At 59.7% G+C, this 25,959-nt stretch carries 20 protein-coding genes; 10 read left to right on the top strand and 10 right to left on the bottom strand.

The window, feature by feature from the left end; genetic code table 11:
* The first annotated feature begins 52 nt into the window (after positions 1-52).
* From polB to rluA, 3 genes are all read left to right on the top strand, one after another.
* Entirely contained in the window at positions 53-2,413 is a 2,361-nt protein-coding gene (gene polB / locus DW58_RS02555) for a DNA polymerase II (protein ID WP_029592359.1), read from the top strand.
* 132 nt (positions 2,414-2,545) lie between these two features.
* The gene (rapA, locus tag DW58_RS02560) at positions 2,546-5,452 is read left to right on the top strand and encodes an RNA polymerase-associated protein RapA (RefSeq protein ID WP_024550848.1); all 2,907 of its coding nucleotides are present in this window, start codon (positions 2,546-2,548) and stop codon (positions 5,450-5,452) included.
* 12 nt (positions 5,453-5,464) lie between these two features.
* Positions 5,465-6,124 (top strand): bifunctional tRNA pseudouridine(32) synthase/23S rRNA pseudouridine(746) synthase RluA, encoded by a 660-nt coding sequence (gene rluA, locus DW58_RS02565; protein WP_024550849.1) that lies wholly within the window; start codon positions 5,465-5,467, stop codon positions 6,122-6,124.
* Between the two features lie 72 nt (positions 6,125-6,196).
* Here the strand turns inward: rluA and djlA are convergent, their stop codons facing one another.
* Positions 6,197-7,009 carry a co-chaperone DjlA gene (gene djlA / locus DW58_RS02570; RefSeq protein ID WP_024550850.1) on the bottom strand — a complete coding sequence of 271 codons (813 nt, stop codon included), beginning with the start codon at positions 7,007-7,009 and terminating at the stop codon, positions 6,197-6,199.
* A gap of 184 nt (positions 7,010-7,193) precedes the next feature.
* Between djlA and lptD the strand changes: the two genes are divergently transcribed.
* Genes lptD through apaH form a run of 6 tightly spaced genes read left to right on the top strand, consistent with a single transcriptional unit; the run spans position 7,194 to position 13,929 of the window.
* Positions 7,194-9,554, top strand: a complete 2,361-nt coding sequence (gene lptD, locus DW58_RS02575; protein ID WP_024550851.1) for an LPS assembly protein LptD — start codon at positions 7,194-7,196, stop codon at positions 9,552-9,554.
* Positions 9,555-9,604: 50 nt separating this feature from the next.
* Positions 9,605-10,891: a peptidylprolyl isomerase SurA gene (gene surA, locus DW58_RS02580; RefSeq protein ID WP_024550852.1), complete on the top strand. Its 1,287-nt coding sequence runs from the start codon at positions 9,605-9,607 to the stop codon at positions 10,889-10,891.
* Positions 10,891-11,880: a 4-hydroxythreonine-4-phosphate dehydrogenase PdxA gene (gene pdxA, locus DW58_RS02585; RefSeq protein WP_024550853.1), complete on the top strand. Its 990-nt coding sequence runs from the start codon at positions 10,891-10,893 to the stop codon at positions 11,878-11,880. The genes surA and pdxA overlap by 1 nt, the downstream gene beginning before the upstream one ends.
* Entirely contained in the window at positions 11,877-12,698 is an 822-nt protein-coding gene (gene rsmA / locus DW58_RS02590; protein ID WP_024550854.1) for a 16S rRNA (adenine(1518)-N(6)/adenine(1519)-N(6))-dimethyltransferase RsmA, read from the top strand. The genes pdxA and rsmA overlap by 4 nt, the downstream gene beginning before the upstream one ends.
* Positions 12,699-12,701: 3 nt before the next feature.
* A complete protein-coding gene (apaG, locus tag DW58_RS02595) occupies positions 12,702-13,079 on the top strand; it encodes a Co2+/Mg2+ efflux protein ApaG (protein WP_024550855.1) in 378 nt (125 codons plus the stop codon).
* Positions 13,080-13,083: 4 nt separating this feature from the next.
* The gene (apaH, locus tag DW58_RS02600; RefSeq protein ID WP_029592376.1) at positions 13,084-13,929 is read left to right on the top strand and encodes a bis(5'-nucleosyl)-tetraphosphatase (symmetrical) ApaH; all 846 of its coding nucleotides are present in this window, start codon (positions 13,084-13,086) and stop codon (positions 13,927-13,929) included.
* Positions 13,930-13,980: 51 nt separating this feature from the next.
* Here apaH and folA read toward each other — a convergent pair whose 3' ends face one another.
* The 8 genes from folA to DW58_RS02640 all read right to left on the bottom strand — a co-directional run bounded on the left by folA (position 13,981) and on the right by DW58_RS02640 (position 24,005).
* Complete coding sequence (gene folA, locus DW58_RS02605) at positions 13,981-14,460, bottom strand: type 3 dihydrofolate reductase (protein WP_024550446.1); 480 nt, start codon at positions 14,458-14,460, stop codon at positions 13,981-13,983.
* 155 nt (positions 14,461-14,615) lie between these two features.
* The gene (kefC, locus tag DW58_RS02610) at positions 14,616-16,481 is read right to left on the bottom strand and encodes a glutathione-regulated potassium-efflux system protein KefC (RefSeq protein WP_024550447.1); all 1,866 of its coding nucleotides are present in this window, start codon (positions 16,479-16,481) and stop codon (positions 14,616-14,618) included.
* The gene (gene kefF / locus DW58_RS02615) at positions 16,474-17,004 is read right to left on the bottom strand and encodes a glutathione-regulated potassium-efflux system oxidoreductase KefF (RefSeq protein WP_024550448.1); all 531 of its coding nucleotides are present in this window, start codon (positions 17,002-17,004) and stop codon (positions 16,474-16,476) included. The genes kefC and kefF overlap by 8 nt, the downstream gene beginning before the upstream one ends.
* A gap of 132 nt (positions 17,005-17,136) precedes the next feature.
* Positions 17,137-17,370 carry a YgdI/YgdR family lipoprotein gene (locus tag DW58_RS02620; RefSeq protein ID WP_024550449.1) on the bottom strand — a complete coding sequence of 78 codons (234 nt, stop codon included), beginning with the start codon at positions 17,368-17,370 and terminating at the stop codon, positions 17,137-17,139.
* A gap of 151 nt (positions 17,371-17,521) precedes the next feature.
* Positions 17,522-20,746, bottom strand: a complete 3,225-nt coding sequence (gene carB, locus DW58_RS02625; RefSeq protein ID WP_024550450.1) for a carbamoyl-phosphate synthase large subunit — start codon at positions 20,744-20,746, stop codon at positions 17,522-17,524.
* 18 nt (positions 20,747-20,764) lie between these two features.
* Complete coding sequence (gene carA / locus DW58_RS02630; protein WP_024550451.1) at positions 20,765-21,913, bottom strand: glutamine-hydrolyzing carbamoyl-phosphate synthase small subunit; 1,149 nt, start codon at positions 21,911-21,913, stop codon at positions 20,765-20,767.
* Between the two features lie 465 nt (positions 21,914-22,378).
* Positions 22,379-23,200, bottom strand: a complete 822-nt coding sequence (dapB, locus tag DW58_RS02635; protein ID WP_029696542.1) for a 4-hydroxy-tetrahydrodipicolinate reductase — start codon at positions 23,198-23,200, stop codon at positions 22,379-22,381.
* A 172-nt stretch (positions 23,201-23,372) separates the two neighbouring features.
* Positions 23,373-24,005 (bottom strand): alanyl-tRNA editing protein, encoded by a 633-nt coding sequence (locus DW58_RS02640; protein ID WP_024550758.1) that lies wholly within the window; start codon positions 24,003-24,005, stop codon positions 23,373-23,375.
* A 94-nt stretch (positions 24,006-24,099) separates the two neighbouring features.
* Between DW58_RS02640 and DW58_RS02645 the strand changes: the two genes are divergently transcribed.
* On the top strand, positions 24,100-25,002 hold the full coding sequence (locus tag DW58_RS02645) for a LysR family transcriptional regulator (protein WP_024550759.1): 903 nt from the start codon (positions 24,100-24,102) through the stop codon (positions 25,000-25,002).
* A gap of 8 nt (positions 25,003-25,010) precedes the next feature.
* Here DW58_RS02645 and rihC read toward each other — a convergent pair whose 3' ends face one another.
* The gene (rihC, locus tag DW58_RS02650) at positions 25,011-25,925 is read right to left on the bottom strand and encodes a ribonucleoside hydrolase RihC (protein WP_024550760.1); all 915 of its coding nucleotides are present in this window, start codon (positions 25,923-25,925) and stop codon (positions 25,011-25,013) included.
* Between the last annotated feature and the right edge of the window lie 34 nt (positions 25,926-25,959).

The following is a 25,959-nucleotide window of genomic DNA, read 5'->3' on the forward strand; positions in this document are numbered from 1 at the left end:
ATCAGTCAAACCAGCTATACTTCCCGCTGGTTTGACTGACTGAGAGAGCAGCGTGTCACAGGCGCGTCAGGGTTTTATTCTTACTCGCCACTGGCGGGATACGCCGCAAGGCACCGAAGTGGAATTCTGGCTGGCGACCGATGCCGGGCCGCTCCGGGTTGTGCTTCCTCCTCAAGAGTCGGTGGCGTTTATTCCTGAACAGCAGCGCGCTAACGTTGAGACGCTGCTTGCTGGCGAGAAAAATGTCCGCCTCACGCCGCTTTCACTGCGCGACTTTCAGCGCCAGCCGGTGTTTGGCCTCTACTGCGCCCAGCATCGTCAGTTGATGCGTCTGGAAAAACTGCTGCGCGAGAATGGTGTCACGGTATACGAAGCCGATATCCGTCCTCCGGAACGTTTCCTGATGGAGCGCTTTATCACAGCCCCGGTATGGGTTGATGGCGAGGCGCAGGGCGACACGCTGATAAACGCTCGTCTTAAACCCGCCCCGGACTACCGCCCGCCGCTCAAGTGGGTGTCGCTCGATATTGAAACCACCCGCCACGGTGAAGTGACCTGCATCGGGCTGGAAGGCTGCGGGCAGCGCGTGGTGTTCATGCTGGGACCGGAAAACGGCGATGCCAGCACGCTCGATTTCGAACTGCACTATGTCGCCAGCCGGCCGCTGATGCTGCAAAAAGTGAACGCCTGGTTTGCCGAGCACGATCCCGACGTCATCATCGGCTGGAACCTGGTGCAGTTCGATCTGCGGGTGCTGCAAAAGCATGCCGAACGCTACGGCGTGCCGCTGACCTGGGGGCGCGGCAACACGCCGCTGGAGTGGCGCGAGCACGGCTTTAAAAACGGCGTGTTTTTCGCCCAGGCGCCAGGCCGGCTGATCGTTGACGGCATCGAAGCGCTGAAATCCGCCTTCTGGAACTTCTCCTCGTTTTCGCTGGAGAGGGTCTCCCAGGAGCTGCTCGGCGAAGGGAAATCCATCGACGATCCCTGGCATCGAATGGACGAGATTGAGCGTCGCTTCAACGAAGATAAACCGGCGCTTGCTACCTACAATCTGAAAGACTGCGAGCTGGTAACGCGCATTTTTCACCACACCGAGCTGATGCCCTTTTTGCTGGAGCGCGCCACGGTCAACGGGCTGCCGGTCGACCGGCATGGCGGTTCGGTCGCGGCATTCAGCCACCTCTATTTTCCGCGTATGCATCGCGCCGGCTACGTCGCGCCGAACCTCGGAGACGTCGCACCCCAGGCAAGCCCCGGCGGCTATGTGATGGATTCGCGTCCCGGTCTGTATGACTCGGTGCTGGTGCTGGACTATAAAAGCCTCTATCCGTCGATTATTCGCACCTTCCTGATTGACCCGGTCGGGCTGGTGGAGGGCATGGCGCATCCGGATAAGGAACACAGCGTGGAGGGGTTTCTCGGCGCCTGGTTCGGGCGCGAAACCCACTGCCTGCCGGAGATAGTCAGCCAGATCTGGCACGGCCGGGAGGCGGCCAAGCGCCACGGAAATAAGCCGCTCTCTCAGGCGCTGAAAATCATCATGAATGCCTTCTATGGCGTGCTCGGCACCAGCGCCTGCCGCTTCTTTGATCCGCGTCTTGCGTCCTCGATTACCATGCGCGGTCACGAGATCATGCGTCAGACCAAACTCTTGATTGAGCGCCAGGGCTACGACGTGATTTACGGTGACACCGACTCCACGTTTGTCTGGCTGAAGCAGGCCCACAGCGAGGTGGACGCAGCCCGTATCGGCCAGGCGCTGGTGACGCACGTCAACGCCTGGTGGCAGACGCACCTGCACCACGAATTTGGGCTGGAGAGCGCGCTGGAGCTGGAGTATGAAACCCATTTCTGCCGCTTCCTGATGCCGACCATCCGCGGGGCGGAGACCGGCAGTAAAAAGCGCTATGCCGGGCTGATTCAGGAGGGTGACCGTCAGCGCATGGTGTTTAAAGGGCTCGAGACGGTGCGTACCGACTGGACGCCGCTGGCGCAGCAGTTTCAGCAGAACCTTTATCTGCGTATTTTCCGCCGCGAGCCCTATCAGGATTACATCCGCGAGACCATCCGGCAGTTGCTGGAGGGCGAGCTGGATGCGCAGCTGGTCTACCGCAAGCGGCTACGCCGCCCGCTCAGCGAATACCAGCGCAACGTTCCGCCCCACGTGCGTGCTGCGCGTCTTGCCGACGAAGAGAACGCGCGCCGCGGCCGTCCGGCGCAGTACCAGAATCGCGGCAGCATCAAGTACGTGTGGACCACCAGCGGGCCGGAGCCGGTGGATTATCAGCGCTCGCCGCTGGACTACGATCACTATCTGACGCGGCAGCTTCAGCCGGTTGCGGAGGGAATACTGCCCTTCATGGCCGATGATTTTGCTACACTTATGACTGGGCAGCTGGGGCTTTTTTGACAGGTGACGAATCCATTGCCTTCCAGTACCATAGCGCCCTTTCCAATCCAGGTTCCTTTTCTGACAGCCCGCCACTCGTGGTGGAGGTCATACTTTTGCCTGAAATTTGATACTGAATAGAGCCGAATACCTATGCCATTTACCCTTGGTCAACGCTGGATCAGCGATACCGAAAGCGAACTGGGACTGGGCACTGTCGTTGCGATTGATACGCGCATGGTGACCCTGCTTTTCCCTGCCACCGGTGAAAATCGTCTGTATGCCCGAAATGACTCCCCTATCACCCGCGTGATGTTCAATCCGGGTGATATTGTTTCCAGCCATGAAGGCTGGCAGCTGAAAGTAGATGACGTAAAGGAAGAAGATGGCCTGCTCGCGTACACCGGCACCCGCCTGGACACCGAAGAGAGCGGCGTAACGCTGCGTGAAGTGCTGCTCGACAGCAAACTGGTGTTCAGCAAACCGCAGGATCGCCTGTTTGCGGGCCAGCTTGACCGCATGGATCGCTTTGCGCTGCGCTACCGCGCCCGTAAATACCAGAGCGAACAGTATCGTATGCCCTGGAGCGGTCTGCGCGGCCAGCGTACCAATCTTATCCCGCATCAGCTCAACATCGCCCATGACGTGGGCCGTCGCCATGCGCCGCGCGTGCTGCTGGCGGACGAAGTGGGGCTGGGCAAAACGATCGAAGCCGGGATGATCCTGCATCAGCAGCTGCTCTCCGGCGCCGCCGAGCGCGTGCTTATCGTGGTGCCGGAAACCCTCCAGCACCAGTGGCTGGTCGAGATGCTGCGCCGCTTCAACCTGCGCTTCTCGCTGTTTGATGATGAGCGCTACGCCGAAGCCGCGCACGATGCGGATAACCCGTTTGAAACCGAACAGCTGGTGATCTGCTCGCTGGATTTCGTGCGCCGCAACAAGCAGCGCCTGGAGCATCTGTGTGACGCCGAGTGGGACCTGCTGGTGGTCGATGAAGCACACCACCTGGTGTGGAGCCTTGAAGAGCCAAGCCGCGAATATCTGGCCATTGAACAGCTGGCCTCTCAGGTGCCCGGCGTGCTGCTGCTCACCGCCACCCCGGAACAGCTCGGGATGGAGAGCCACTTTGCGCGTCTGCGCCTGCTCGACCCGAACCGCTTCCACGATTTCGCCCAGTTTGTTGAAGAGCAGAATAACTACCGCCCGGTTGCCGATGCGGTGGCCCTGCTGCTGGCCGGCAACCACCTGAGCGATGCCGATCTCAATACCCTGAGCGAGCTGATTGGCGAGCAGGATATCGAGCCGCTGCTGCAAACCGCGAACAGCGATCGCGACGGTGCCGCCGATGCGCGCCAGGAGCTGATCGACATGCTGATGGACCGCCACGGCACCAGCCGCGTGCTGTTCCGCAACACCCGTAACGGCGTGAAAGGCTTCCCGAAACGCGAGCTGCACACCATCAAGCTGCCGCTGCCGACCCAGTACCAGACTGCCATCAAGGTGTCCGGCATCATGGGCACGCGCAAAAGCGAAGAGGATCGCGCCCGCGACCTGCTCTATCCGGAGCAGATCTATCAGGAGTTCGAAGGCGATACCGGTACCTGGTGGAACTTCGATCCGCGCGTTGAGTGGCTGATGGGTTATCTGACCAGCCACCGCTCTCAAAAGGTGCTGGTAATCTGCGCCAAAGCCACCACCGCATTACAGCTGGAGCAGGTGCTGCGCGAGCGTGAAGGCATCCGCGCGGCGGTGTTCCACGAAGGCATGTCGATTCTCGAGCGCGACCGCGCCGCGGCCTGGTTCTCGGAGGAGGACACCGGCGCGCAGGTGCTGCTGTGCTCTGAAATTGGTTCCGAAGGCCGTAACTTCCAGTTCGCCAGCAACCTGGTGATGTTCGATCTGCCGTTTAACCCGGATCTGCTTGAGCAGCGTATCGGCCGTCTCGATCGTATCGGCCAGGCGCATGATATTCAGATCCACGTCCCCTACCTGGAGCACACCGCTCAGGCCGTGCTGGTGCGCTGGTATCATGAAGGGCTGGATGCGTTCGAGCACACCTGCCCTACCGGACGCGCCATCTATGACAGCGTCTACAGCAAACTGATCGCTTACCTTGCCGCGCCGGATAACACCGAGGGCTTCGACGATCTGATCGCCGACTGCCGCGAGCAGCACGATGCCCTGAAGCGCGCCCTGGAGCAGGGACGCGATCGCCTGCTGGAGATCCACTCCAACGGCGGCGAAAAAGCCCAGGCGCTGGCCGACAGCATTGCCGAACAGGATGACGATCCGGGTCTGGTGAATTTCGCCATGAACCTGTTCGATATCATCGGCATCAACCAGGACGACCGCGGCGAGCACATGATCGTCCTGACGCCGTCAGATCACATGCTGGTTCCGGACTTCCCGGGTCTGCCGGAAGATGGCTGCACCATTACCTTCAGCCGCGACGTCGCCCTGTCGCGCGAGGATGCGCAGTTTATTACCTGGGAGCACCCGCTCATCAGCAACGGTCTGGATCTGATCCTCTCCGGCGATACCGGAAGCTGCGCGCTGTCGCTGCTGAAGAATAAGGCGCTGCCGCAGGGGACGCTGCTGGTTGAACTGATGTACGTGGTGGAGGCGAAAGCGCCGAAGCAGCTCCAGCTCAACCGTTTCCTGCCGCCGACCCCGGTGCGTATGCTGGTGGACAAAAACGGTACCAACCTGGCAGGTCAGGTCGAGTTCGAAAGCTTCAACCGCCAGCTCAGCGCGGTAAACCGCCATACCGGCAGCAAGCTGGTCAACGCGGTGCAGCCGGAAGTCCACGCAATTCTGCAACTGGCGGAAAGCCAGGCGGAGAAGGCGGCGCTGGAGCTGATTACCGCGGCGCGGCGCGAGGCCGACGAGAAACTCTCTGCCGAGCTCTCCCGCCTTGAGGCGCTGAAGGCGGTCAACCCGAACATCCGCGAGGATGAACTGGAAGCCATCGACAGCAACCGCCAGCAGGTGCTTGAGAGCCTGGGCCAGGCCAGCTGGCGCCTCGATGCGCTGCGGCTTATCGTCGTCACGCATCAGTAAGGACTGCCGGCCATGTTGATGGAACCCTACAATCCGCCCACCGAGCCCTGGCTGGTGGTGCTGTATCAGGATGACCACATTATGGTGGTCAACAAGCCGAGCGGGCTGCTGTCGGTGCCCGGCCGGCTTGACGATCACAAGGACAGCGTGATGACGCGTATTCAGCGCGACTTCCCGCTCGCTGAATCGGTGCATCGTCTTGATATGGCGACCAGCGGCGTGATCGTGGTGGCGCTGACCAAGGCGGCTGAACGCGAGCTAAAGCGTCAGTTCCGCGAGCGCGAGCCGAAAAAGCAGTATCTGGCGAGGGTGTGGGGCCATCCGGAGCAGGAGGAGGGGCAGGTGGATCTGCCGCTTATCTGCGACTGGCCGAACCGTCCGAAGCAGAAGGTGTGCTACGAGACCGGCAAAGCAGCCCAGACCGACTATCAGGTGCTGGAGTATGCGGACGATAACACCGCACGCGTGCGCCTGAAGCCGATCACCGGCCGCTCGCATCAGCTGCGGGTGCATATGCAGGCGCTGGGGCATCCGATCCTGGGCGATCGGTTTTATGCCACGCCAGAGGCGCTGGCCCGCGCGCCGCGTCTCCTGCTGCATGCCGAGATGCTGACCATCACCCATCCCGAGTACGGTACGCCGATGACCTTCAACGCCCCGGCTGATTTCTGAACCGGCGTCGGAAAAACAAAAAGGCAGCGCCCAAGGGCGCTGCCTTTTTTATCGCGGGCTTATCGGCAGGCGTTACTTAAAGCCTTTGGTGGTTTTAATCAGGTCATAGGCTTTCTGGATTTCCTGCGCTTTCTGCTTCGCCATCTGCATCATCTCCGGCGGCAGCCCTTTCGCCACCAGCTTATCGGGATGGTGCTCGCTCATCAGCTTACGGTAGGCGCGTTTGATGGTGGTGGCGTCATCCGACGGTTTCACCCCCAGCACGTTGCAGGCGTCTTCCAGCGTGGGCCCCTGCTGGGCCTGCTGCCAGTTTCCACCGCCCTGCTGCTGATAGCCGCCGCCAAAGTGCGCCCCGCCCTGCATCATGCGCAGGAACTGGTCGAACTGCATGCGTGAAATCCCCAGCTCCTCGGCAATCACGTACAGCACGTCGCGCTCGTTAGGGTGCAGCGAGCCGTCCGCGAACGCGGCCTGGATCTGGATTTCCAGAAACATCCGAATCAGATCGAACCGGCCAAAGCAGACGCTTCGCAGCTGGCGCATTTTCTCACGCAGCGGGTAGTTATCTGCTTTACCGACGCGAAACGCGTGCTGCGCTGCGGTACGCGAATCGCCGTGCAGATCCATACGATCCATTAATAAGGTGGCAATCTGGATATCGGCGGCGGTGACGCGCCCCTTCGATTTGGTGAGATGCCCCATCACTTCAAAGGTGGTGCTAAAAAACAACGACTGACGCTGCTGCTGGTTGGCAAACCAGATGGTGCGGCGGCTGCGCGCTTTATCAATAGCATGGCCTATCAGCAGGCCCAGCAGCACGCCCCAGAAGCCGCCGCCCAGTATTAGCGCGGCCGCGACTCCAATCACTTTTCCCCAATACTGCATATACTCCCCAAATCGTCATGCCGTCGGCTAGAATTTGCTTTATCATACCCGTCATTCTTAGCCATGCCTAACATACCAGGCGTAAAACGGGCAGGATTAACACTGGCGCTGGGGTGATGAGTAAGTTAGTCTCTGACCGTTTGCCGGCGCGACGCCACTGATGACGGAACAACGAATAACACGTATGAAAAAACGTATTCCCACCTTGCTGGCCACCATGATTGGCGCAGCCCTGTATAGCCAACAAGGTATGGCTGCTGACCTCGCCTCGCAGTGTATGCTCGGCGTTCCCAGTTACAATCGCCCTCTGGTCGAGGGTGACGCTAATAGCTTGCCCGTCACCATCACCGCCGATAATGCCAAAGGCAATTATCCCGATGACGCGGTATTCACCGGCAACGTCGATATCCAGCAGGGCAACAGCCGACTGCTGGCAGACGAGGTGCAGCTCCACCAGAAACAGGTGGAAGGCCAGCCTGAACCGGTGCGCACCGTTGATGCGCTCGGCAACGTTAATTACGACGACAATCAGGTGATCCTGAAAGGCCCGAAAGCCTGGTCTAACCTGAACACCAAAGATACCAACGTCTGGGAAGGTAACTACCAGATGGTGGGCCGCCAGGGCCGCGGTACCGCGAACCTGATGAAACAGCGCGGCGAAAACCGTTACACCATTCTGGAAAACGGCACCTTCACCACCTGTCTGCCGGGCTCTGATACCTGGAGCGTGGTGGGCAGCGAGGTTATTCAGGACCGCGAAGAGCAGGTCGCTGAAATCTGGAATGCCCGCTTCAAGCTGGGCCCGGTGCCGATTTTCTACAGCCCCTATTTACAGCTGCCGATCGGTGACAAACGCCGCTCCGGCTTCCTGATCCCTAACGCCAAGTACGGCTCCAAAAACGGCTTCGAGTTTACGCTGCCGTACTACTGGAACATCGCGCCAAACTTTGATGCCACCATCACACCGCACTATATCGACAAGCGCGGCAGCATCATGTGGCAGAACGAGTTCCGCTACCTGACCCAGGCCGGTGCGGGTCTGATGGAGTTCGACTACCTGCCGTCCGATAAACTGTACGGTAATGAATACGCCCAGGACGGTGAAAGCCACCGCTGGATGTACTACTGGCAGCATCATGGCGTGATGGATCAGGTGTGGCGCTTTAACGTTGACTACACCAAGGTCAGCGACGAGCGCTACTTTAACGATTTCGACTCGGAATACGGTACCAGTACCGACGGCTACGCCACGCAGAAATTCAGCGTCGGCTACGCGGTTGAAAACTTTGATGCCACCGTCTCCACCCGTCAGTTCCAGGTGTTCGACACCCAGCGCAACCGCGACTCCTATCGCGCCGAACCGCAGCTTGACGTGAACTTCTATCAGAACGACCTCGGGCCGTTCGATACCCGTCTGTATACCCAAGCGGTGCACTTCACCAACGTCAATGACAATCTGCCGGAAGCGACGCGTCTGCATATGGAGCCGACCATCTCGCTGCCGCTCTCCAATGCCTGGGGAAGCATCAACACCGAGACAAAGCTTTACGCAACGCACTACGAGCAGAAAAACCTTGAAGAGTATCGCGCTTATACCGGAAATAGCGCTGCCGCGACGGCACTGAAAGATTCGGTTAACCGCGTGATGCCGCAGTTTAAAGTTGACGGCAAAATGGTCTTCGAACGCGATGTAAACCTGGCGCCGGGTTATACCCAGACGCTGGAGCCGCGTCTGCAATACCTCTACGTGCCGTATCGCGACCAGAGCAGCATCAATAACTATGACTCAACGCTGTTACAGTTTGATTACTCTGGCCTGTTCCGCGACCGTACCTACGGCGGGCTTGACCGTATCGCGTCAGCCAACCAGTTGACCTCCGGCGTGACCAGTCGTTTTTATGATGACGCCTCCGTGGAACGTTTTAACGTGTCGCTGGGTCAAATCTACTACTTCACCGAGTCCCGTACCGGTGATGACAACATCAACTGGGAAAAAGACAAGCAGACCGGGTCCGTTGTCTGGGCCGGGGATACCATGTGGCGCATCAGCGATCGCTGGGGCTTGCGCGGCGGCGTGCAGTACGACACCCGCCTCGACAACGTCGCCACCGGCAGCAGCGCCATCGAGTATCGTCGCGATGAAAACCGTCTGGTACAGCTGAACTACCGTTACGCCAGCCCGGAATACATCCAGGCAACGCTGCCGCGCTATGCGTCGTCAGAGCAGTACAACAAAGGTATTTCGCAGGTCGGTGCCACCGCCAGCTGGCCGATTGTCGACCGTTGGTCCGTGGTGGGTGCCTATTATCATGACACCAACACCAACAAAGCGGCCGACCAGATGCTGGCCGTGCAGTACAACTCCTGCTGCTATGCGATTCGCGTCGGTTACGAGCGCAAGCTGAACGGCTGGGAAAACAATCAAAGCAAATATGATAACGTGTTTGGCTTCAACATTGAGCTACGCGGCCTGAGCTCCAACTATGGCCTCGGCACGACCGAAATGTTGCGTTCAAACATTCTGCCGTACCAGAGCTCGCTGTAAGGCAGTCGATTTAAACAGTCCGCAATGCGGTTAAACAGAATGGAAATAGTATGAAGAACTGGAAAAGGCTGCTTCTTGGTATCACATTCGTGGTGAATACCGGTTTCGCTGCTCCGCAGGTCGTCGATAAAGTTGCAGCCGTGGTGAACAACGGTGTGGTGCTGGAAAGTGACGTTGATGGTTTGATGCAGTCTGTGAAGCTCAATGCGAGCGGCGCGGGTCAGCAGCTTCCGGATGACACCACCCTGCGCCACCAGATCCTTGAGCGTCTCATCATGGATCAAATTCTGCTGCAGATGGGCCAGAAGATGGGCGTACAGATTTCCGATCAGCAGCTGGATCAGGCGATCGCCAATATCGCGCGTCAGAACAACATGACGCTGGATCAGATGCGCAGCCGCCTGGCCTACGACGGGTTGAACTACAACACCTATCGCAGCCAGATCCGTAAAGAGATGCTGATCTCTGAAGTGCGTAACAACGAAGTGCGCCGTCGCGTCACTATCCTGCCGCAGGAAGTGGAGCAGCTTGCCGCCCAGGTGGGTAACCAGAACGATGCCAGCACCGAGCTTAACCTCAGCCATATCCTGATTGCCCTGCCGGAAAACCCGTCATCGGCGCAGGTCGACGAAGCGGAAACCCAGGCGCGTAGCATTATCGATCAGGCACGTAACGGCGGTGATTTCGGTAAACTTGCTATCTCCTACTCTGCCGACCAGCAGGCGCTGAAAGGCGGCCAGATGGGCTGGGGACGTATTCAGGAGCTGCCGTCTATCTTTGCCCAGGCGTTAAGCACCGCGAAGAAAGGCGACATCATCGGTCCTATCCGCTCCGGCGTTGGCTTCCACATTCTGAAAGTGAACGACATGCGCGGCCAGACGCAGAATATCTCTGTGACCGAAGCGCACGCGCGCCACATTCTGCTTAAGCCGTCACCGATCATGACCGACGAGCAGGCACGTGTGAAAATCGAACAGATTGCCGCAGACATCAAGAGCGGGAAAACCACCTTTGAAGCGGCCGCTAAGGCATTTTCTCAGGACCCGGGTTCAGCAAACCAGGGCGGTGATCTCGGCTGGGCTTCTCCGGATATGTACGATCCGGCCTTCCGCGATGCGCTGATGAAACTTAACAAAGGCCAGGTCAGCGCCCCGGTGCACTCCTCCTTTGGCTGGCACCTGATTCAGCTGCTGGACACCCGCAACGTTGATAAGACCGACGCGGCGCAGAAAGATCGCGCCTACCGTATGCTGTTCAACCGTAAGTTCTCTGAAGAAGCAGCAACCTGGATGCAGGAACAGCGCGCCAGCGCCTACGTGAAAATCCTGAGCAACTGATGGCAATGACTCCGCGCGTTATCATCACTCCCGGCGAGCCTGCCGGGATTGGCCCGGACCTGGTGGTACAGCTTGCCCAACGGGACTGGCCGGTGGAACTGGTGATAGCCGCGGACCCAACTCTGTTAACCGAGCGGGCTGCCCTGCTCGGTTTACCGCTCACGCTGCTTCCCTATGCTGCTCAGCAGCCCGCCGCGCCTCAGGCTGCGGGCACGCTGACGCTGCTCCCGCTTGCCCTCCAGACGCCCGTTACCCCCGGCACGCTTGATGTCCGCAACGGTCAGTACGTTGTCGACACGCTGGCGCGCGCCTGCGACGGTGCCATGTCCGGTGAATTTGCCGCGCTGATTACCGGCCCGGTACACAAAGGCATCATCAACGATGCCGGCATTCCGTTTACCGGCCATACCGAGTTTTTTGAAGCGCGCTCGCACAGCGAAAAAGTCGTGATGATGCTGGCGACCGAGGAGTTGCGCGTGGCGCTCGCCACCACCCATTTGCCGCTGCGCGACGTGGCTGACGCCATCACCGCGGAATCGCTTCGTCAGGTGCTGGAGGTGCTCTATCGCGATTTACAGCAGAAGTTCGGCATCGCCGCGCCGCACGTTCTGGTGTGTGGGCTCAATCCCCACGCCGGCGAAGGCGGACATATGGGTCGCGAAGAGATTGATACTATCGCGCCGGTGCTTGAACAGCTGCGCAGCGAGGGGATGCACCTGAGCGGCCCGCTGCCGGCTGATACCCTGTTCCAACCCAAATACCTTGACCACGCTGATGCGGTACTTGCCATGTACCACGATCAGGGGCTGCCCGTGCTAAAATACCAGGGCTTTGGCCGGGCGGTGAATATCACCCTCGGTCTGCCCTTTATTCGCACATCGGTTGACCACGGCACCGCGCTTGAACTTGCGGGCCGGGGCACCGCCGATGTCGGCAGTTTTACTACGGCGCTTAATCTCGCCATTAAAATGATTGTTAATAGTCAATGAATAATCGAGTCCATCAGGGCCACCTCGCCCGTAAACGCTTCGGGCAAAACTTCCTCAACGATCGGTTCGTTATCGAAAGCATTGTTGCCGCTATCAACCCACAAAAAAACCAGGCGATGGTCGAAATCGGCCCGGGGCTTGGCGCACTGACCGAACCGGTCGGCGAGCGTATCGACAAGCTGACGGTCATCGAACTGGACCGCGATCTGGCGGCCCGTCTGCAAACGCACCCGTTCCTCGCACCTAAGCTGACCATCTATCAGCAGGACGCGATGACCATGAACTTTGCGGAACTGTCGGCCACGCTCGGCCAGCCGCTGCGCGTCTTCGGCAACCTGCCGTATAACATCTCCACCCCGCTGATGTTCCACCTGTTTAGCTATACTGACGCCATTGCAGACATGCACTTCATGCTGCAAAAAGAGGTGGTGAATCGTCTGGTTGCAGGGCCGAACAGTAAAGCGTATGGTCGTTTAAGCGTCATGGCGCAGTACTACTGCCAGGTGATCCCGGTGCTTGAAGTGCCGCCAACTGCCTTTACGCCTGCGCCGAAAGTGGAGTCGGCGGTGGTGCGCCTGGTGCCGCACACCACGCTGCCGCACCCGGTGAAAGAGCTGCGTTTGCTGAGCCGTATCACCACCGAAGCGTTCAACCAGCGCCGCAAAACCATTCGCAACAGCCTCGGCAATATGTTCAGCGCCGAAGAGCTGGAAGCGCTGGGCGTTGATGTGACCAAACGCGCTGAGAACATCAGCGTGGCGCAATACTGTCAGATGGCTAACTATCTGGCCGATCGCCAGGCCTCGAAGGAGAGCTAACCTATGTCTGAATCGTCCCGTGTTTGCGTGCAGGTGCAAAGTTACTACGTTGAGTCCCAGTCTTCGCCTGACGAAGAGCGCTATGTCTTCGCGTATACCGTCACCATTCGTAATCTCGGGCGCACGCCTGTGCAGCTGCTGACCCGCTACTGGCGGATCACCAACGGCAACGGGCGTGAGACAGAGGTTCAGGGCGAAGGCGTAGTCGGCGTCCAGCCCCATATTGAAGCGGGTAATGAATACCAGTACACCAGCGGCGCGATCATTGAGACGCCGATGGGCACCATGGAAGGGTATTACGACATGGTTGACGCGCAGGGTAACGCCCTGCGTATCGACATTCCCGTGTTCCGTCTTGCCGTACCCACACTGATCCATTAATACAATGTCTACTTACCTGATTGGCGACATTCACGGTTGCTACGATGAAATGATCGCGCTGCTGGCGCAGGTCGAATTTTCGCCTGAGCGCGACACCCTCTGGCTGACCGGCGACCTGGTCGCCCGCGGCCCCGGTTCGCTGGAGGTGCTGCGCTACGTCCGTTCGCTTGGCGATGCGGTGCGCCTGGTGCTGGGTAATCACGATCTGCATCTGCTGGCGGTGTTTGCCGGCATCAGCCGCAACAAGCCGAAAGATCGCTTAACCCCGCTGCTGGAAGCGCCGGATGCCGATGAGCTGATCAACTGGCTGCGTCGTCAGCCGCTGTTGCAGGTCGATGAAGAGAAGAAGCTGGTGATGGCGCACGCGGGCATCACGCCGCAGTGGGATATCGACACCGCGCGCCAGTGCGCGCGCGACGTTGAAGCCGTGCTCTCCAGCGACAGCTACCCGTTTTTCCTCGATGCCATGTATGGCGACATGCCAAACAACTGGAGCCCGGAGCTGAGCGGCCTCGCGCGGCTGCGCTTTATCAGCAACGCCTTCACGCGCATGCGCTACTGCTTCCCGAACGGCCAGCTTGATATGTACTGCAAAGACGTGCCGGAAAACGCCCCTGCCCCGCTCAAGCCCTGGTTCGCCCTTCCGGGTCCGGTGGCGCAGGAGTACAGCATCGTCTTCGGTCACTGGGCATCGCTGGAAGGAAAAGGCGCGCCGGAGGGCATTTACGCCCTGGATACCGGCTGCTGCTGGGGCGGCGATCTCACCTGTCTGCGCTGGGAAGATAAAGCCTGGTTTGTGCAGCCGTCGAACCGGCAGGATGACGCCGACGAAGCGGCCGTCGCCTCATAAAAAAATCCCCTCAGCCGAGGGGATTTTTGTTTTATTCAACCGGTGTACGGCTTAGCGACGCTCTAAGATCTCAAAGCAGTAGCTGTGGGAGTTCTTCTCGTCGGCGTCGTGGAATTCACTGAAGGTGGAGTCCCACTCGTCGGGATCGTAATCCGGGAAGTGAGTGTCCCCTTCCACTTCAGCATCAATATGCGTCAGATAGAGGCGCGTCGCCTTCGGCAGGAACTGCTCGTATACACGACCGCCGCCGATCACCATGATCTCTTCCGCGCCCTCGCAGGCGGCAAGCGCGTCATCGATTGAGCGAACCCAGGTCACGCGATCGTCGTTCCCAGGCTGGCTGCTGATGACAATGTTCTGGCGTCCAGGCAGCGGACGACCAATAGATTCCCAGGTAAGGCGACCCATAATAACGGGCTTATTCAGGGTGTTACGCTTGAACCAGGCGAGATCGGCAGGCAAATCCCATGGCATGGCGTTTTCCATACCAATTACGCGGTCCACCGCTAACGCCGCAATCAGACTGATCATTGAATACATCTCAGGTGGTAAAAATTGCCGCCACTATACGGAAAGCGCAATCTTTCGTCGACTGGTCACTCCCTAAGCTTACACAATTTTTTCAGTTCTGCTGTCCGCACCGCGACGCGGACAGCAGAATAGTATGGATAAACAGAGGGTTAACCTTATCGCACCGGTGGTACTACCTCCGGTTCATCGCTGGCATTGCCGGTATGCTTCCCTTCATCGGTACCCTGCCAGCCGTGGCGCTGCACCACCGAGAGATGCGCCCGGTCTTCGGAGATAATCTCCGTCAGCATATCGCTGGTACGCTGGAACGTGGCGGCGCGCGCTTTGGTATCGGTTTCGCCGTCTGCCATCTCCTCCACCATCTGCAGGTTGTAGCGGCGGAACAGATCGGCCCGCTCGCGCGCCTCATAGCGCCCAACGCCCAGACCTTCCAGCGCCATGCGCCCCACTTTCAGGGCACTCTCGAAGGTTTCACGCTCCGGTGCCTCGACCCCGGCTTTGCGCAGCCGGATATAGTGTTCCACATCCCGGGCGCGGGCGATGATTTTCAGTCCGGGGAAGTGCGCTTGCGCCAGCTCGGTCAGCTTCAGGCTGCCTTCCGGATCGTCGATGGCGTTGATCAGCACTTCCGCTTTACCGGCTCCGGCGGACTCCAGCAGATCCGCGCGGGTGGCGTCGCCGTAAAACACCTTCATGCCAAACTTACGCAGGGTTTCGATATGGTCCGGATCGTGATCGAGAACCACCATCTTCACGCCGCTCGACAGCAGCAGGCGTCCGGCAATCTGTCCGAAGCGGCCAAACCCGGCGATGATAACCCGCGGCTGCTCCTCGTCTATCTCATCCGCTTCGCGTGCCAGGGCCGGGCGTGCCGCCTCAAGCCGCGCCAGCACCAGTAACAGCAACGGCGTCGCCGCCATCGAGAGCGCCACGGCCAGCGTCAGGGCTTTTGACCAGTCATCATCCAGCACCTGCGCCGTATGCGCCGCGCCAAACACCACGAAAGCAAATTCGCTGCCCTGGCCCAGCAGGGCGGCAAACAGCATACGCTGGGAGCCCGGCACGCGCAGCGGCCGGGCGATAAGCCACAGCACCAGCGTTTTGACGATCAGAAAACCGACCAGCAGGAGCAGAATACGCAGCGGGTTATGCACCAGGGTGCCGAAATCAATCGACATCCCGACGCCGATAAAGAACAGCCCGAGCAGCAGCCCTTTGAAGGGTTCGATGTCGCTCTCCAGCGCGTGACGGTACTCGGAGCTGGCCAGCAGCACCCCGGCCAGAAACGCGCCCATCGCCATCGACAGCCCCGCCTCTTCCAGCAGCAGCCCAAAGCCAAATACCAGGAACAGCGCAACGGCGCTGAACACTTCCCGCAGGCCGGAACGGGCCACGAACCGCAGCGCCGGACGCGCCACGAAGCGGCCGAGCGCGACCACCAGCGCCAGCGCGCCCACCACTTTCAGGGCAGAGAGCGTGAACGCCCCGAGCGTCGTTGCCGCCCCGCTGGTGGCCAGCAGCGGGATCATCGCCACCAGCGGAATGGCGGCGATATCCTGAAACAGCAGCACCGCAAAGGCGCTGCGGCCCATCGGCGTTACCATCAGGTTGCGCTCGTTCATGGCCTGCATCGCGATAGCCGTAGAGGAGAGCGCCAGCGTCAGACCGATGAGCAGCGCCACCTTCCAGCTCAGCCCGAGCGCGAAGCAGAACGCGGCCAGCAGCAGCCCGCACAGCACCATCTGCACCGCCCCGCCGCCAAACACCGACGTCCGCAGCTTCCAGAGCCGCTGCGGATCCAGCTCCAGACCGATGATAAACAGCATCAGCACCACGCCGATTTCAGCGAAATGCAGAATGGCATTGGCGTCGGTTACCAGCCGCAGCCCCCACGGGCCGATAATGCAGCCGGCGATCAAATAACCGAGCACCGAGCCAAGCCCAAGCCGCACGGCAATCGGCACCACCAGCGCCGCCGCCCCGAGGTAGATCAGCGCCTGAATCAGGCTATGGCTATCCATGGTTCGCCTCCTGCCACGCCAGCAGGCGCTGTTGATAGTGTCGCGCCTGGGCGCTCAGCACCTCATCGTCGCAGGTGAACGCGTGATGGGTGGTAAAGGGAGGAAGCCAGGTCATGCCGCAGTAGAGCGCCGTTGCCTGGAGCGGCTGCCCGAGCACCGCAAAACCCGGGTGGTCGCCCAGCGCAAAGTGCGACTCGCCGCCGCCGGTGGTCACCGCCCACAGCAGGCTTTTGCCCTGCAACGCGGTGCCGCCGTGACCGTAGGCCCAGCCGTGAGTCAGCACCTTATCGATCCACAGTTTCATCAGCGGCGGTACGCTGTACCACTGCATCGGATGCTGCCAGATCACCAGCCGTGCCCGGCTCAGGGCCTCCTGCTCGGCGGCAATGTCGATATCAAAATCAGGATAGAGCTCGTACAACGAGCGGATTTCCACGCCAGAAAGGGTCCCTGCGTGCTCGATCATGCGCTTGTTTGCGTGGGATCGCTGCGGCCAGGGATGTGCATAAATAATCAAAATCATGGTTTGCCTGTAGTGCTTATTATTTTCACTCTCCGAGTGTAGACAGATAAGCGCGGCGCTAACAGGGCAATATGAGGCGTAAAGAGAGAGGGGAAGTAAACCGCAGCAGCGGGCGCCGCTGCGGGAGCAGACTTAGTTGTCCAGTTCGCTCATGGACTTCACTTCGTTCTGATTGATCTGCTCGGTTTTACCGGTTTCGGCGTTCTCATAGGAGACGAGGCCGGTATCGCTGTCCACTTCCGGCTTGCCGTCGGTCACAATGGTGCCGCCATCAGAGGTTTTCACCGCCTGATTGGATGAACAGCCGCTGACGAACATCAGCGCGGACGCGGCAAGAATTGGGGCGATCAGATATTTCTTCTGCATGGTTTTCTCCCTGCATGTCAGTGTATTTATCGCGTACACGTTAACTATAGCGGCTCAAGCGCAACGGAAAATGAGAAACAGAGGAGTCCTAAGGGCGCCGGTCGCGGCCATAAAAAACCCGCCGTAGCGGGTTTGTTATGCAGAGCACCTGTTACTTCGTAATTTGCGCGTGCATCTCCTGCACCGAGGTCACCTTCTCGGTGGCATCGGCGTTGAGCGCCATCGCGGTGGCAAAGCCGCCGTTCAGGGTGGTGTCGTAGTGCACCTTGTACTGCAACGCGCTGCGGCGAATCAGCTTGGAGTCCTCAATCGCCTGGCGGCCAGCGGTGGTGTTGATGATGTAGGTGTACTCGCCATTCTTGATACGATCCTGAATGTGCGGACGCCCTTCATGCACCTTGTTCACCAGGCGCGGGTTGATGCCTGCTTCGCCCAGCACGATAGCGGTACCGTGGGTCGCATCCAGCTCAAAGCCCTGTTTAAGCAGCTTGGCTGCCAGATCCACCACGCGCTCTTTGTCGCCTTCACGCACGGAGAGCAGCGCCCGTCCGGATTTCTTCATGGTGGAGTTGCTGCCGAGCTGGGCTTTGGCGAACGCCTCAGCGAAGGTGCGGCCCACGCCCATCACTTCCCCGGTGGAGCGCATCTCTGGCCCCAGCAGCGGGTCAACGCCCGGGAACTTGTTGAACGGTAGCACCACTTCTTTTACCGAGTAGTACGGCGGGATGATCTCTTTCGTGACGCCCTGCTCAGCCAGCGTTTTACCGGCCATCACGCGCGCAGCCACTTTCGCCAGCGGCATGCCGGTCGCTTTGGAAACGAACGGCACGGTACGCGCGGCACGCGGGTTAACTTCAATCAGATACACTTCGTTATCTTTCACCGCGAACTGCACGTTCATCAGGCCGCGGACCTGCAGCTCGAGAGCCAGCTTCTGCACCTGCTGGCGCATCACGTCCTGGATCTCCTGGCTCAGGGTGTAGGCCGGAAGGGAACAGGCGGAGTCGCCGGAGTGTACGCCCGCCTGCTCGATATGCTCCATGATGCCACCAATCAGCACCATTTCGCCGTCGCAGATCGCGTCCACGTCCACTTCCACCGCATCGTCCAGGAAGCGGTCCAGCAGTACCGGGGCATCGTTCGAGACGCTGACCGCGGTCTGGAAGTAGCGACGCAGGTCAACTTCGTCGTAGACGATCTCCATCGCGCGTCCGCCCAGCACGTAGGACGGGCGTACCACCAGCGGGTAGCCAATCTGCGTGGCCTTCTCTACCGCCTGCTCGATGGCGGTGACGGTGGCGTTCGCCGGCTGCTTCAGCTTGAGACGGTCCACCGCCTGCTGGAAGCGCTCGCGGTCCTCGGCGCGGTCGATGGCGTCCGGGCTGGTACCGATAATCGGCACGCCTGCGGCTTCAAGGTCGCGCGCCAGCTTCAGCGGCGTCTGCCCGCCGTACTGGACGATAACGCCCTTCGGCTTCTCGACGCGTACGATTTCCAGCACGTCTTCCAGGGTAACCGGCTCAAAGTAGAGGCGGTCGGAGGTGTCGTAGTCGGTAGAGACGGTTTCCGGGTTACAGTTCACCATGATGGTTTCGAACCCGTCTTCGCGCAGCGCCAGCGAGGCGTGTACGCAGCAGTAGTCGAACTCGATGCCCTGACCGATACGGTTCGGCCCGCCGCCCAGCACCATGATCTTGTCGCGGCCCTGGGTCGGGTTGGCCTCGCACTCCTCTTCATAGGTGGAGTACATGTAGGCGGTGTCGGTGGAGAACTCCGCGGCGCAGGTGTCCACACGTTTGTAGACCGGGTGCAGGTTAAACTGGTCACGCAGCTTGCGGACTTCCGCTTCGCGCACGCCAACCAGCTTCGCCAGACGCGCGTCGGCAAAGCCTTTGCGCTTCAGGGTCCAGAGGAAGTCCGCGTCCAGACCGGTAATGCCCACTTCGGCGACCTTCTCTTCCAGACGCACCAGCTCCTCAATCTGCACCAGGAACCAGCGGTCGATATTGGTCAGGTTGAACACGCCGTCTACCGACAGGCCGGCACGGAACGCGTCGGCGATGTACCAGATACGCTCGGCGCCCGCGTCCTTCAGCTCGCGACGAATTTTGGTCAGCGCTTCCGGGTCATCAAGGCTCACTTTCGGGTCAAAGCCGGTAGCGCCCACTTCCAGGCCGCGCAGCGCTTTCTGCAGCGACTCCTGCTGGGTGCGACCAATCGCCATCACTTCGCCCACCGATTTCATCTGGGTGGTCAGGCGGTCGTTCGCCCCGGCGAACTTCTCGAAGTTGAAGCGCGGAATTTTGGTGACCACGTAGTCGATGGACGGCTCAAACGACGCCGGGGTACGGCCGCCGGTGATGTCGTTCATCAGCTCGTCGAGGGTGTAGCCCACCGCCAGCTTGGCGGCCACTTTGGCAATCGGGAAGCCGGTGGCTTTGGAGGCCAGCGCCGAGGAGCGCGACACGCGCGGGTTCATTTCGATAACGATCAGGCGTCCGTTCTTCGGGTTCACCGCGAACTGGACGTTGGAGCCACCGGTTTCCACGCCGATTTCACGCAGCACCGCCATGGAGGCGTTACGCATGATCTGGTACTCCTTGTCGGTCAGCGTCTGGGCTGGCGCGACGGTGATGGAGTCCCCGGTGTGGATGCCCATGGCATCGAAGTTTTCAATTGAGCAGACGATGATGCAGTTGTCGTTCTTATCACGCACCACTTCCATCTCGTACTCTTTCCAGCCGATCAGCGACTCGTCAATCAGCAGCTCTTTGGTCGGAGACAGGTCCAGGCCGCGGGCGCAGATCTCTTCGAACTCTTCGCGGTTATACGCGATGCCGCCGCCGGTGCCGCCCATGGTAAAGGAGGGACGAATGATGCACGGGTAGCCGACGTCTGCCGCCACCGCCAGCGCTTCATCCATGGTGTGGGCGATGCCGGACCGCGCCGTGTCGAGGCCGATTTTCTTCATCGCCACGTCAAAGCGGCGACGGTCCTCGGCTTTATCAATCGCATCGGCGGTAGCGCCGATCATGGTGACGCCGAACTCCTCCAGCACCCCCTGACGCTCCAGCTCCAGCGCACAGTTAAGCGCCGTCTGGCCGCCCATGGTCGGCAGCACCGCGTCCGGACGCTCTTTCTCAATAATTTTGCGCACCACTTCCCAGTGAATCGGCTCGATGTAGGTGGCATCGGCCATTTCCGGGTCGGTCATGATGGTGGCCGGGTTAGAGTTCACCAGAATGACGCGGTAGCCCTCTTCACGCAGGGCTTTACAGGCCTGCGCGCCGGAGTAGTCAAATTCGCAAGCCTGGCCGATGACGATCGGGCCAGCGCCAAGGATCAGGATGCTTTTAATGTCGGTACGTTTTGGCATGGCGGTTATCTCTCCTGATTACTTAGCGGTTTTGCGGTACTGCTCGATTAATTCAATAAAGTGGTCAAACAGCGGTGCAGCATCGTGCGGGCCTGGGCTCGCCTCCGGGTGTCCCTGGAAGCTGAACGCCGGTTTATCGGTGCGGTGAATGCCCTGCAGCGTTCCGTCGAACAGCGACTTGTGGGTGACGCGCAGGGTAGCCGGCATTGAGGCTTCATCAACGGCGAAGCCGTGGTTCTGGGCGGTGATCATCACGGTGTTGTTGTCGATGTCTTTGACCGGGTGGTTGCCGCCGTGGTGGCCGAACTTCATCTTCACGGTATTGGCACCGCTTGCCAGCGCCAGCAGCTGATGGCCGAGGCAGATGCCGAACACCGGCACCTCGGTATTCAGGAAGGCTTTAATCGCCTCGATAGCGTAGTCGCAGGGTGCCGGGTCGCCGGGGCCGTTAGAGAGGAAGATGCCGTCCGGATTCATTTTCAGCACGTCTTCAGCCGGGGTCTGCGCCGGGACTACCGTCAGGCGGCAACCGCGATCCACCAGCATACGCAGGATGTTGCGCTTTACGCCGTAGTCGTAGGCGACAACGTGGTACGGCAGCTCGCTCTCTGGCTTCGCTTCCGGTAGCTCATCGGCCAGCGTCCAGCTTCCCTGGGTCCAGCTGTAGGGCTCAGAGGTGGTCACTTCTTTCGCCAGGTCCATGCCGTTCAGGCCAGGGAAGCTTTTGGCTTTCTCCAGCGCCAGCGCAGCGTCCAGGTTATCCCCGGCGATGATGCAGCCATTCTGCGCCCCTTTCTCGCGCAGCAGGCGGGTCAGCTTACGGGTATCGATATCGGCAATGGCCACGATGTTATGGCGCTTCAGGTAAGAAGAGAGGTCTTCCGTGCTGCGGTAGTTGCTGGCAATCAGCGGCAGGTCGCGAATAACCAGACCCTGCGCGTGTACCTGAGAAGACTCTGCGTCGGCTTCATTGGTGCCGACATTGCCGATATGGGGATAAGTAAGGGTGACGATCTGGCGGGAGTAGGAAGGATCAGTGAGGATTTCTTGATAACCGGTCATTGAAGTATTGAAAACGACTTCCCCAACCGCCGTGCCCGAAGCCCCGATGGCCCGACCATGAAACTGGGTTCCGTCTTCCAGAACCAATAGCGCTGACTTAATCAAAACATCCTCCAGAGAATATTCACTCACTTTATTTGCATACTAATTCATTTATTGACCATGAATCAATGCAAATAAGCAACCCTGCGAATTTCGGGTAAACGGCGGCATTCTAGAGAGAACCCAGCGCCTTGTCCACAATTACGCCGGGTTTTTAATAGTTTTTTGCGCCTCTGACCTGGAAAAAGAAAGCTGAACCACAAAAACATGTGATTTTACAGGCAGGAAAACGCTTGCGGGGCAGGTTAACTTCATCAATCAGGAAAGCAGCGAAAAAAAGTAGACCAGATGGTCAAAATTTACAATATTGCAACCAAAAAAGGGAGATTAAATCATTATTATGGCTCGCTCGTAGCAAATTAAGAGAAAAGACCACATAAAAACAAAAATAAAAAAGGGCAATAACATATTGCCCTGACAATCAAAGTATTACGATTGTAATAACCACATCACGATGGGTAATAATGATTACAATGTATTGAGCTCCAGCACATCACGCATATCATAAAGCCCGTTTTTATGGCCTTTCACCCACACCGCAGCACGAACCGCACCGTTGGCAAACGTCATACGGCTGGAAGCCTTATGGGTAATCTCGATGCGCTCTCCCACGTCGGCGAACATCGCGGTATGTTCACCCACGATATCGCCGGCGCGCACGGTGGCGAAACCGATAGTGCCTGGCTCCCGCTCACCGGTATATCCCTCACGGGCGTAGACCGCACAGCTTTTCAAATCCTTATCCAGCGCCTGTGCAATGGCTTCTCCCATCGCCAGCGCGGTGCCGGACGGGGCATCGACCTTATGACGGTGATGCGCTTCGATAATTTCGATATCGGTGTAGTTGCCCATCACCTTCGCCGCTTTCTCCAGCAGCTTGAGCATAACGTTCACCCCAACGCTGAAGTTTGCCGCGAACACAATCGGAATATCCGCTGCGGCCTCTTTAATCGCCTGTTTGCCCGCGTCGTCAAACCCGGTGGTGCCGATAATCATGCCCTTGCCGTGGGCGCGGCAGAACGCCAGGTGCGCCAGCGTGCCTTCGGGACGGGTGAAATCGATGAACACATCAAAGTCATCCTTTATCGCCTCCAGGCTGCTCTGCACCGTAACGCCAGTTTGCCCCGCGCCAGCCAGCTCGCCGGCATCCACACCCAGCAGCGAAGAGCCTTCGCGCTCCAGCGCCGCGCCAGGCGTGACGCCATCCATTGCCAGTGCAGCCTGAATCAACTGGCGCCCCATGCGCCCCCCCGCCCCGGCTATCGCGACGCGAACCTGTCCATCTTGCATAGTGATACTCTTTTGTTGATGAAGTGCTTAGAAAACGTTCTCAGGTTACTCAGCCTGCGCGCAGGCCGCCAGCCTAAAACAGCGATGATTAGAAATTTATGACAAACGCCAGGCAATATCAGTAAAAGGCGTCAATACCCTACGATAAGAAAGGGTATCAGCGCCGCGTTGTTCAGGCGTCCAGGGCGTAATTTACCACCAGCTGCCCCTTCTTGAGCTTAATCTGGGTAAGCACGACCTCAGGCAGATCGGCCAGAGACGAGACGTGCGTACCGCCGCAGCGATAGGCAGGCAGGTCGCCGAACAGTACTTCCCGCACCTCGCCATCCACCGCGACATGACGCTCGAGGCCGTCGGCAATCCAGCCGGCGATGAGCGCGCTCAGTTCCTCAGGCGTCGGCAGCGTATCGGACCGGTGCGCCACAAAGGTAATGCGCCCCTCTCCCGGCCAGTGGTGCGCCTTCACCGGACGCCAGCCGCTTTGCTCCCCGGCATAGCCGATAAGATGCCCCGCGGAGTGCCAGCGGGTGTGCCGCTGACGACAGTCTGCATCAATGAGCATGGTAACCCGCTCGCCGGCGATGGGCTGCGCCAGGATATGGCACACCGTTTCCCCGCGATTTTCGACCCGCACCACCGGTACCCCGTTGAGCGTGCCCTGGTCGCTGGGCTGCCCACCGCCCTGGGGGTGAAACAGCGTGGCGTCCAGCTCCACCTCGTATAAGCCTTCCTCGTTGACGGCGCAGCGGAGCAGCTGCGCGTCGCCCTGTAGCGCATCGCTGGTGTAGTAACGTCGTTCAGTCATCGTTGTCCTCCGGGTTATCTCACCAGTATATTGATCGCAGTTCTGAGGATAATCCCTTCATCGTACAATGCACCTTTGCGTGGGACGCACAGATATGAATATGACCCTGCTGCCGGAGATGGCAACCTTCGTTGTGGTAGTGGAGTGCGGAAGCTTCTCGGCCGCGGCACGCAAGCTCGGCTCGACGCCCTCCTCCGTCAGCCGCAGCGTGTCCCGGCTGGAGCAGGCGCTGGGGGTAAAACTCCTGTACCGCACCACCCGTAAGCTACGCCTCAGCGATACCGGCAACGAGGTTTACCGGTCCGCCGCCGGGATGGTGGAATCCGCGCGACAGGTGCTGTCGTTGAGCGGTGGCGCGCAGCATGAGCCGCAGGGCCGGGTTACGCTCAGCGTGCCGAAGGCGATCGGTCATGTGGTCATCCATCCGCTGATCCCGGCGTTTCTCGCGCGTTATCCGGAGATTGATATCTGCCTGCGCATGGAAGATCGCTATATGGATCTGATCGACGACGGGATTGATCTCGCGCTGCGGATTACACGCTCCCCTTCGCCGGGGCTCTATGGCAAGCCGCTGATGGCGGTGGAACACATTATCTGCGCGACGCCCCAGTGGCTGGCTGAGCACGGGGTGCCGCAGCACCCGCATGAGCTACGTCATCATAGCTGCATTGGGCTGGGTGAAACCCCGGCCGATTCACGCTGGAAGTTCCGGCAGCAGGGCAAAACCATTGTGGTCGATACCCGCGGACGGTATGCCGCAAACCACACCGGCGTACGGCTGGATGCGGTGAAGCGGCATCTGGGGATTGGCAGCCTGCCGCGCTTTACCGCCCGCGAGGCACTGGCAAGAGGTGAAATTGTGCAGGTGCTACCGGAGTGGGAGTTCATCAGCAGCTATACCGGCGATCTGTGGCTGCTCTGGGCGTCGGGGCGACATATGCCCGGCAAGATGCGGGCGCTGATCGACTACCTGACAGAGCAGCTCACCGGGCCGTAGCGCAGCCGTCAGGGTAAGGCCGCCAGCATCTGCGCCACCCATGCCCGAAAGCCCTCCACATCCAGCTCAAGCGCGACCCTGGCATTCGGGGCGCGTCCGAGCCGCCCTTCAATGTCCACTACCGTGGTACCCGCGGTGAACTCACCCTGGGTCTCCACCGCCACGAAGCAGTGATGGAGGGTAAAGAGCTCCGGCTTCACCAGATACGCAATGGTGCACAGGTCGTGCATGCGCAGGCCGGTAGTCATGCTGCCGCCGCGGTAGTGGCTGAACAACGCGTGCAGCATGGTGCCGCTGGCGTTGAGGCCAGGCAGCGTGGCGATAAAGTCCGGCGTCAGCACCGCTTTATGGGTGACGTCCAGGCCACACATCACGATCTCCAGTCCGCTACGGAACACGCAGGCGGCGGCTTCGGGATCGATGGCGATATTGAACTCTGCGGTCGGCGTAAAGTTGCCGCGCCCTGCCGAACCGCCCATCAGCACCAGCTGGCGGATGGCGAATGCGCACTCCGGATAATGGGTAAGCAGCAGCGCGATGTTGGTCAGCGGGCCAATGGCCACCAGCGTCACCGGCTCCGGGCTGGCCATCAGCCGATCGCGTATCGCCTGGAACGCCGGCGTTGTCAGCGCCTGACGCTGATGATCGATAAAGTCGTATCCCGCCAGACCGGACTCGCCGTGCACCGACGCGGCATCGCGCAGCGGGCGCAGCAGTGGTGCCGCCGCCCCCTGGGCCAGCGGAACGTCGGCATTCCAGAACTGCAGCAGCTGTAGCGCGTTGCGGGTGGTTTTCTCCACCGACACGTTGCCCGCCACGGTGGTGACGAGCTGAAGATCGAGCTGCGGTGAAAACAGCGCGGCGGCAAGCGCCATCGCGTCATCAATACCGGGATCGGTATCGAGAATAAGTGGCAGCGTCATGTTTTCCCCAAAAAAAATGCCAGACATTGTCTGG

This window comes from Siccibacter turicensis LMG 23730 (genome assembly GCF_000463155.2).
GTDB classification, from domain to species: domain Bacteria; phylum Pseudomonadota; class Gammaproteobacteria; order Enterobacterales; family Enterobacteriaceae; genus Siccibacter; species Siccibacter turicensis.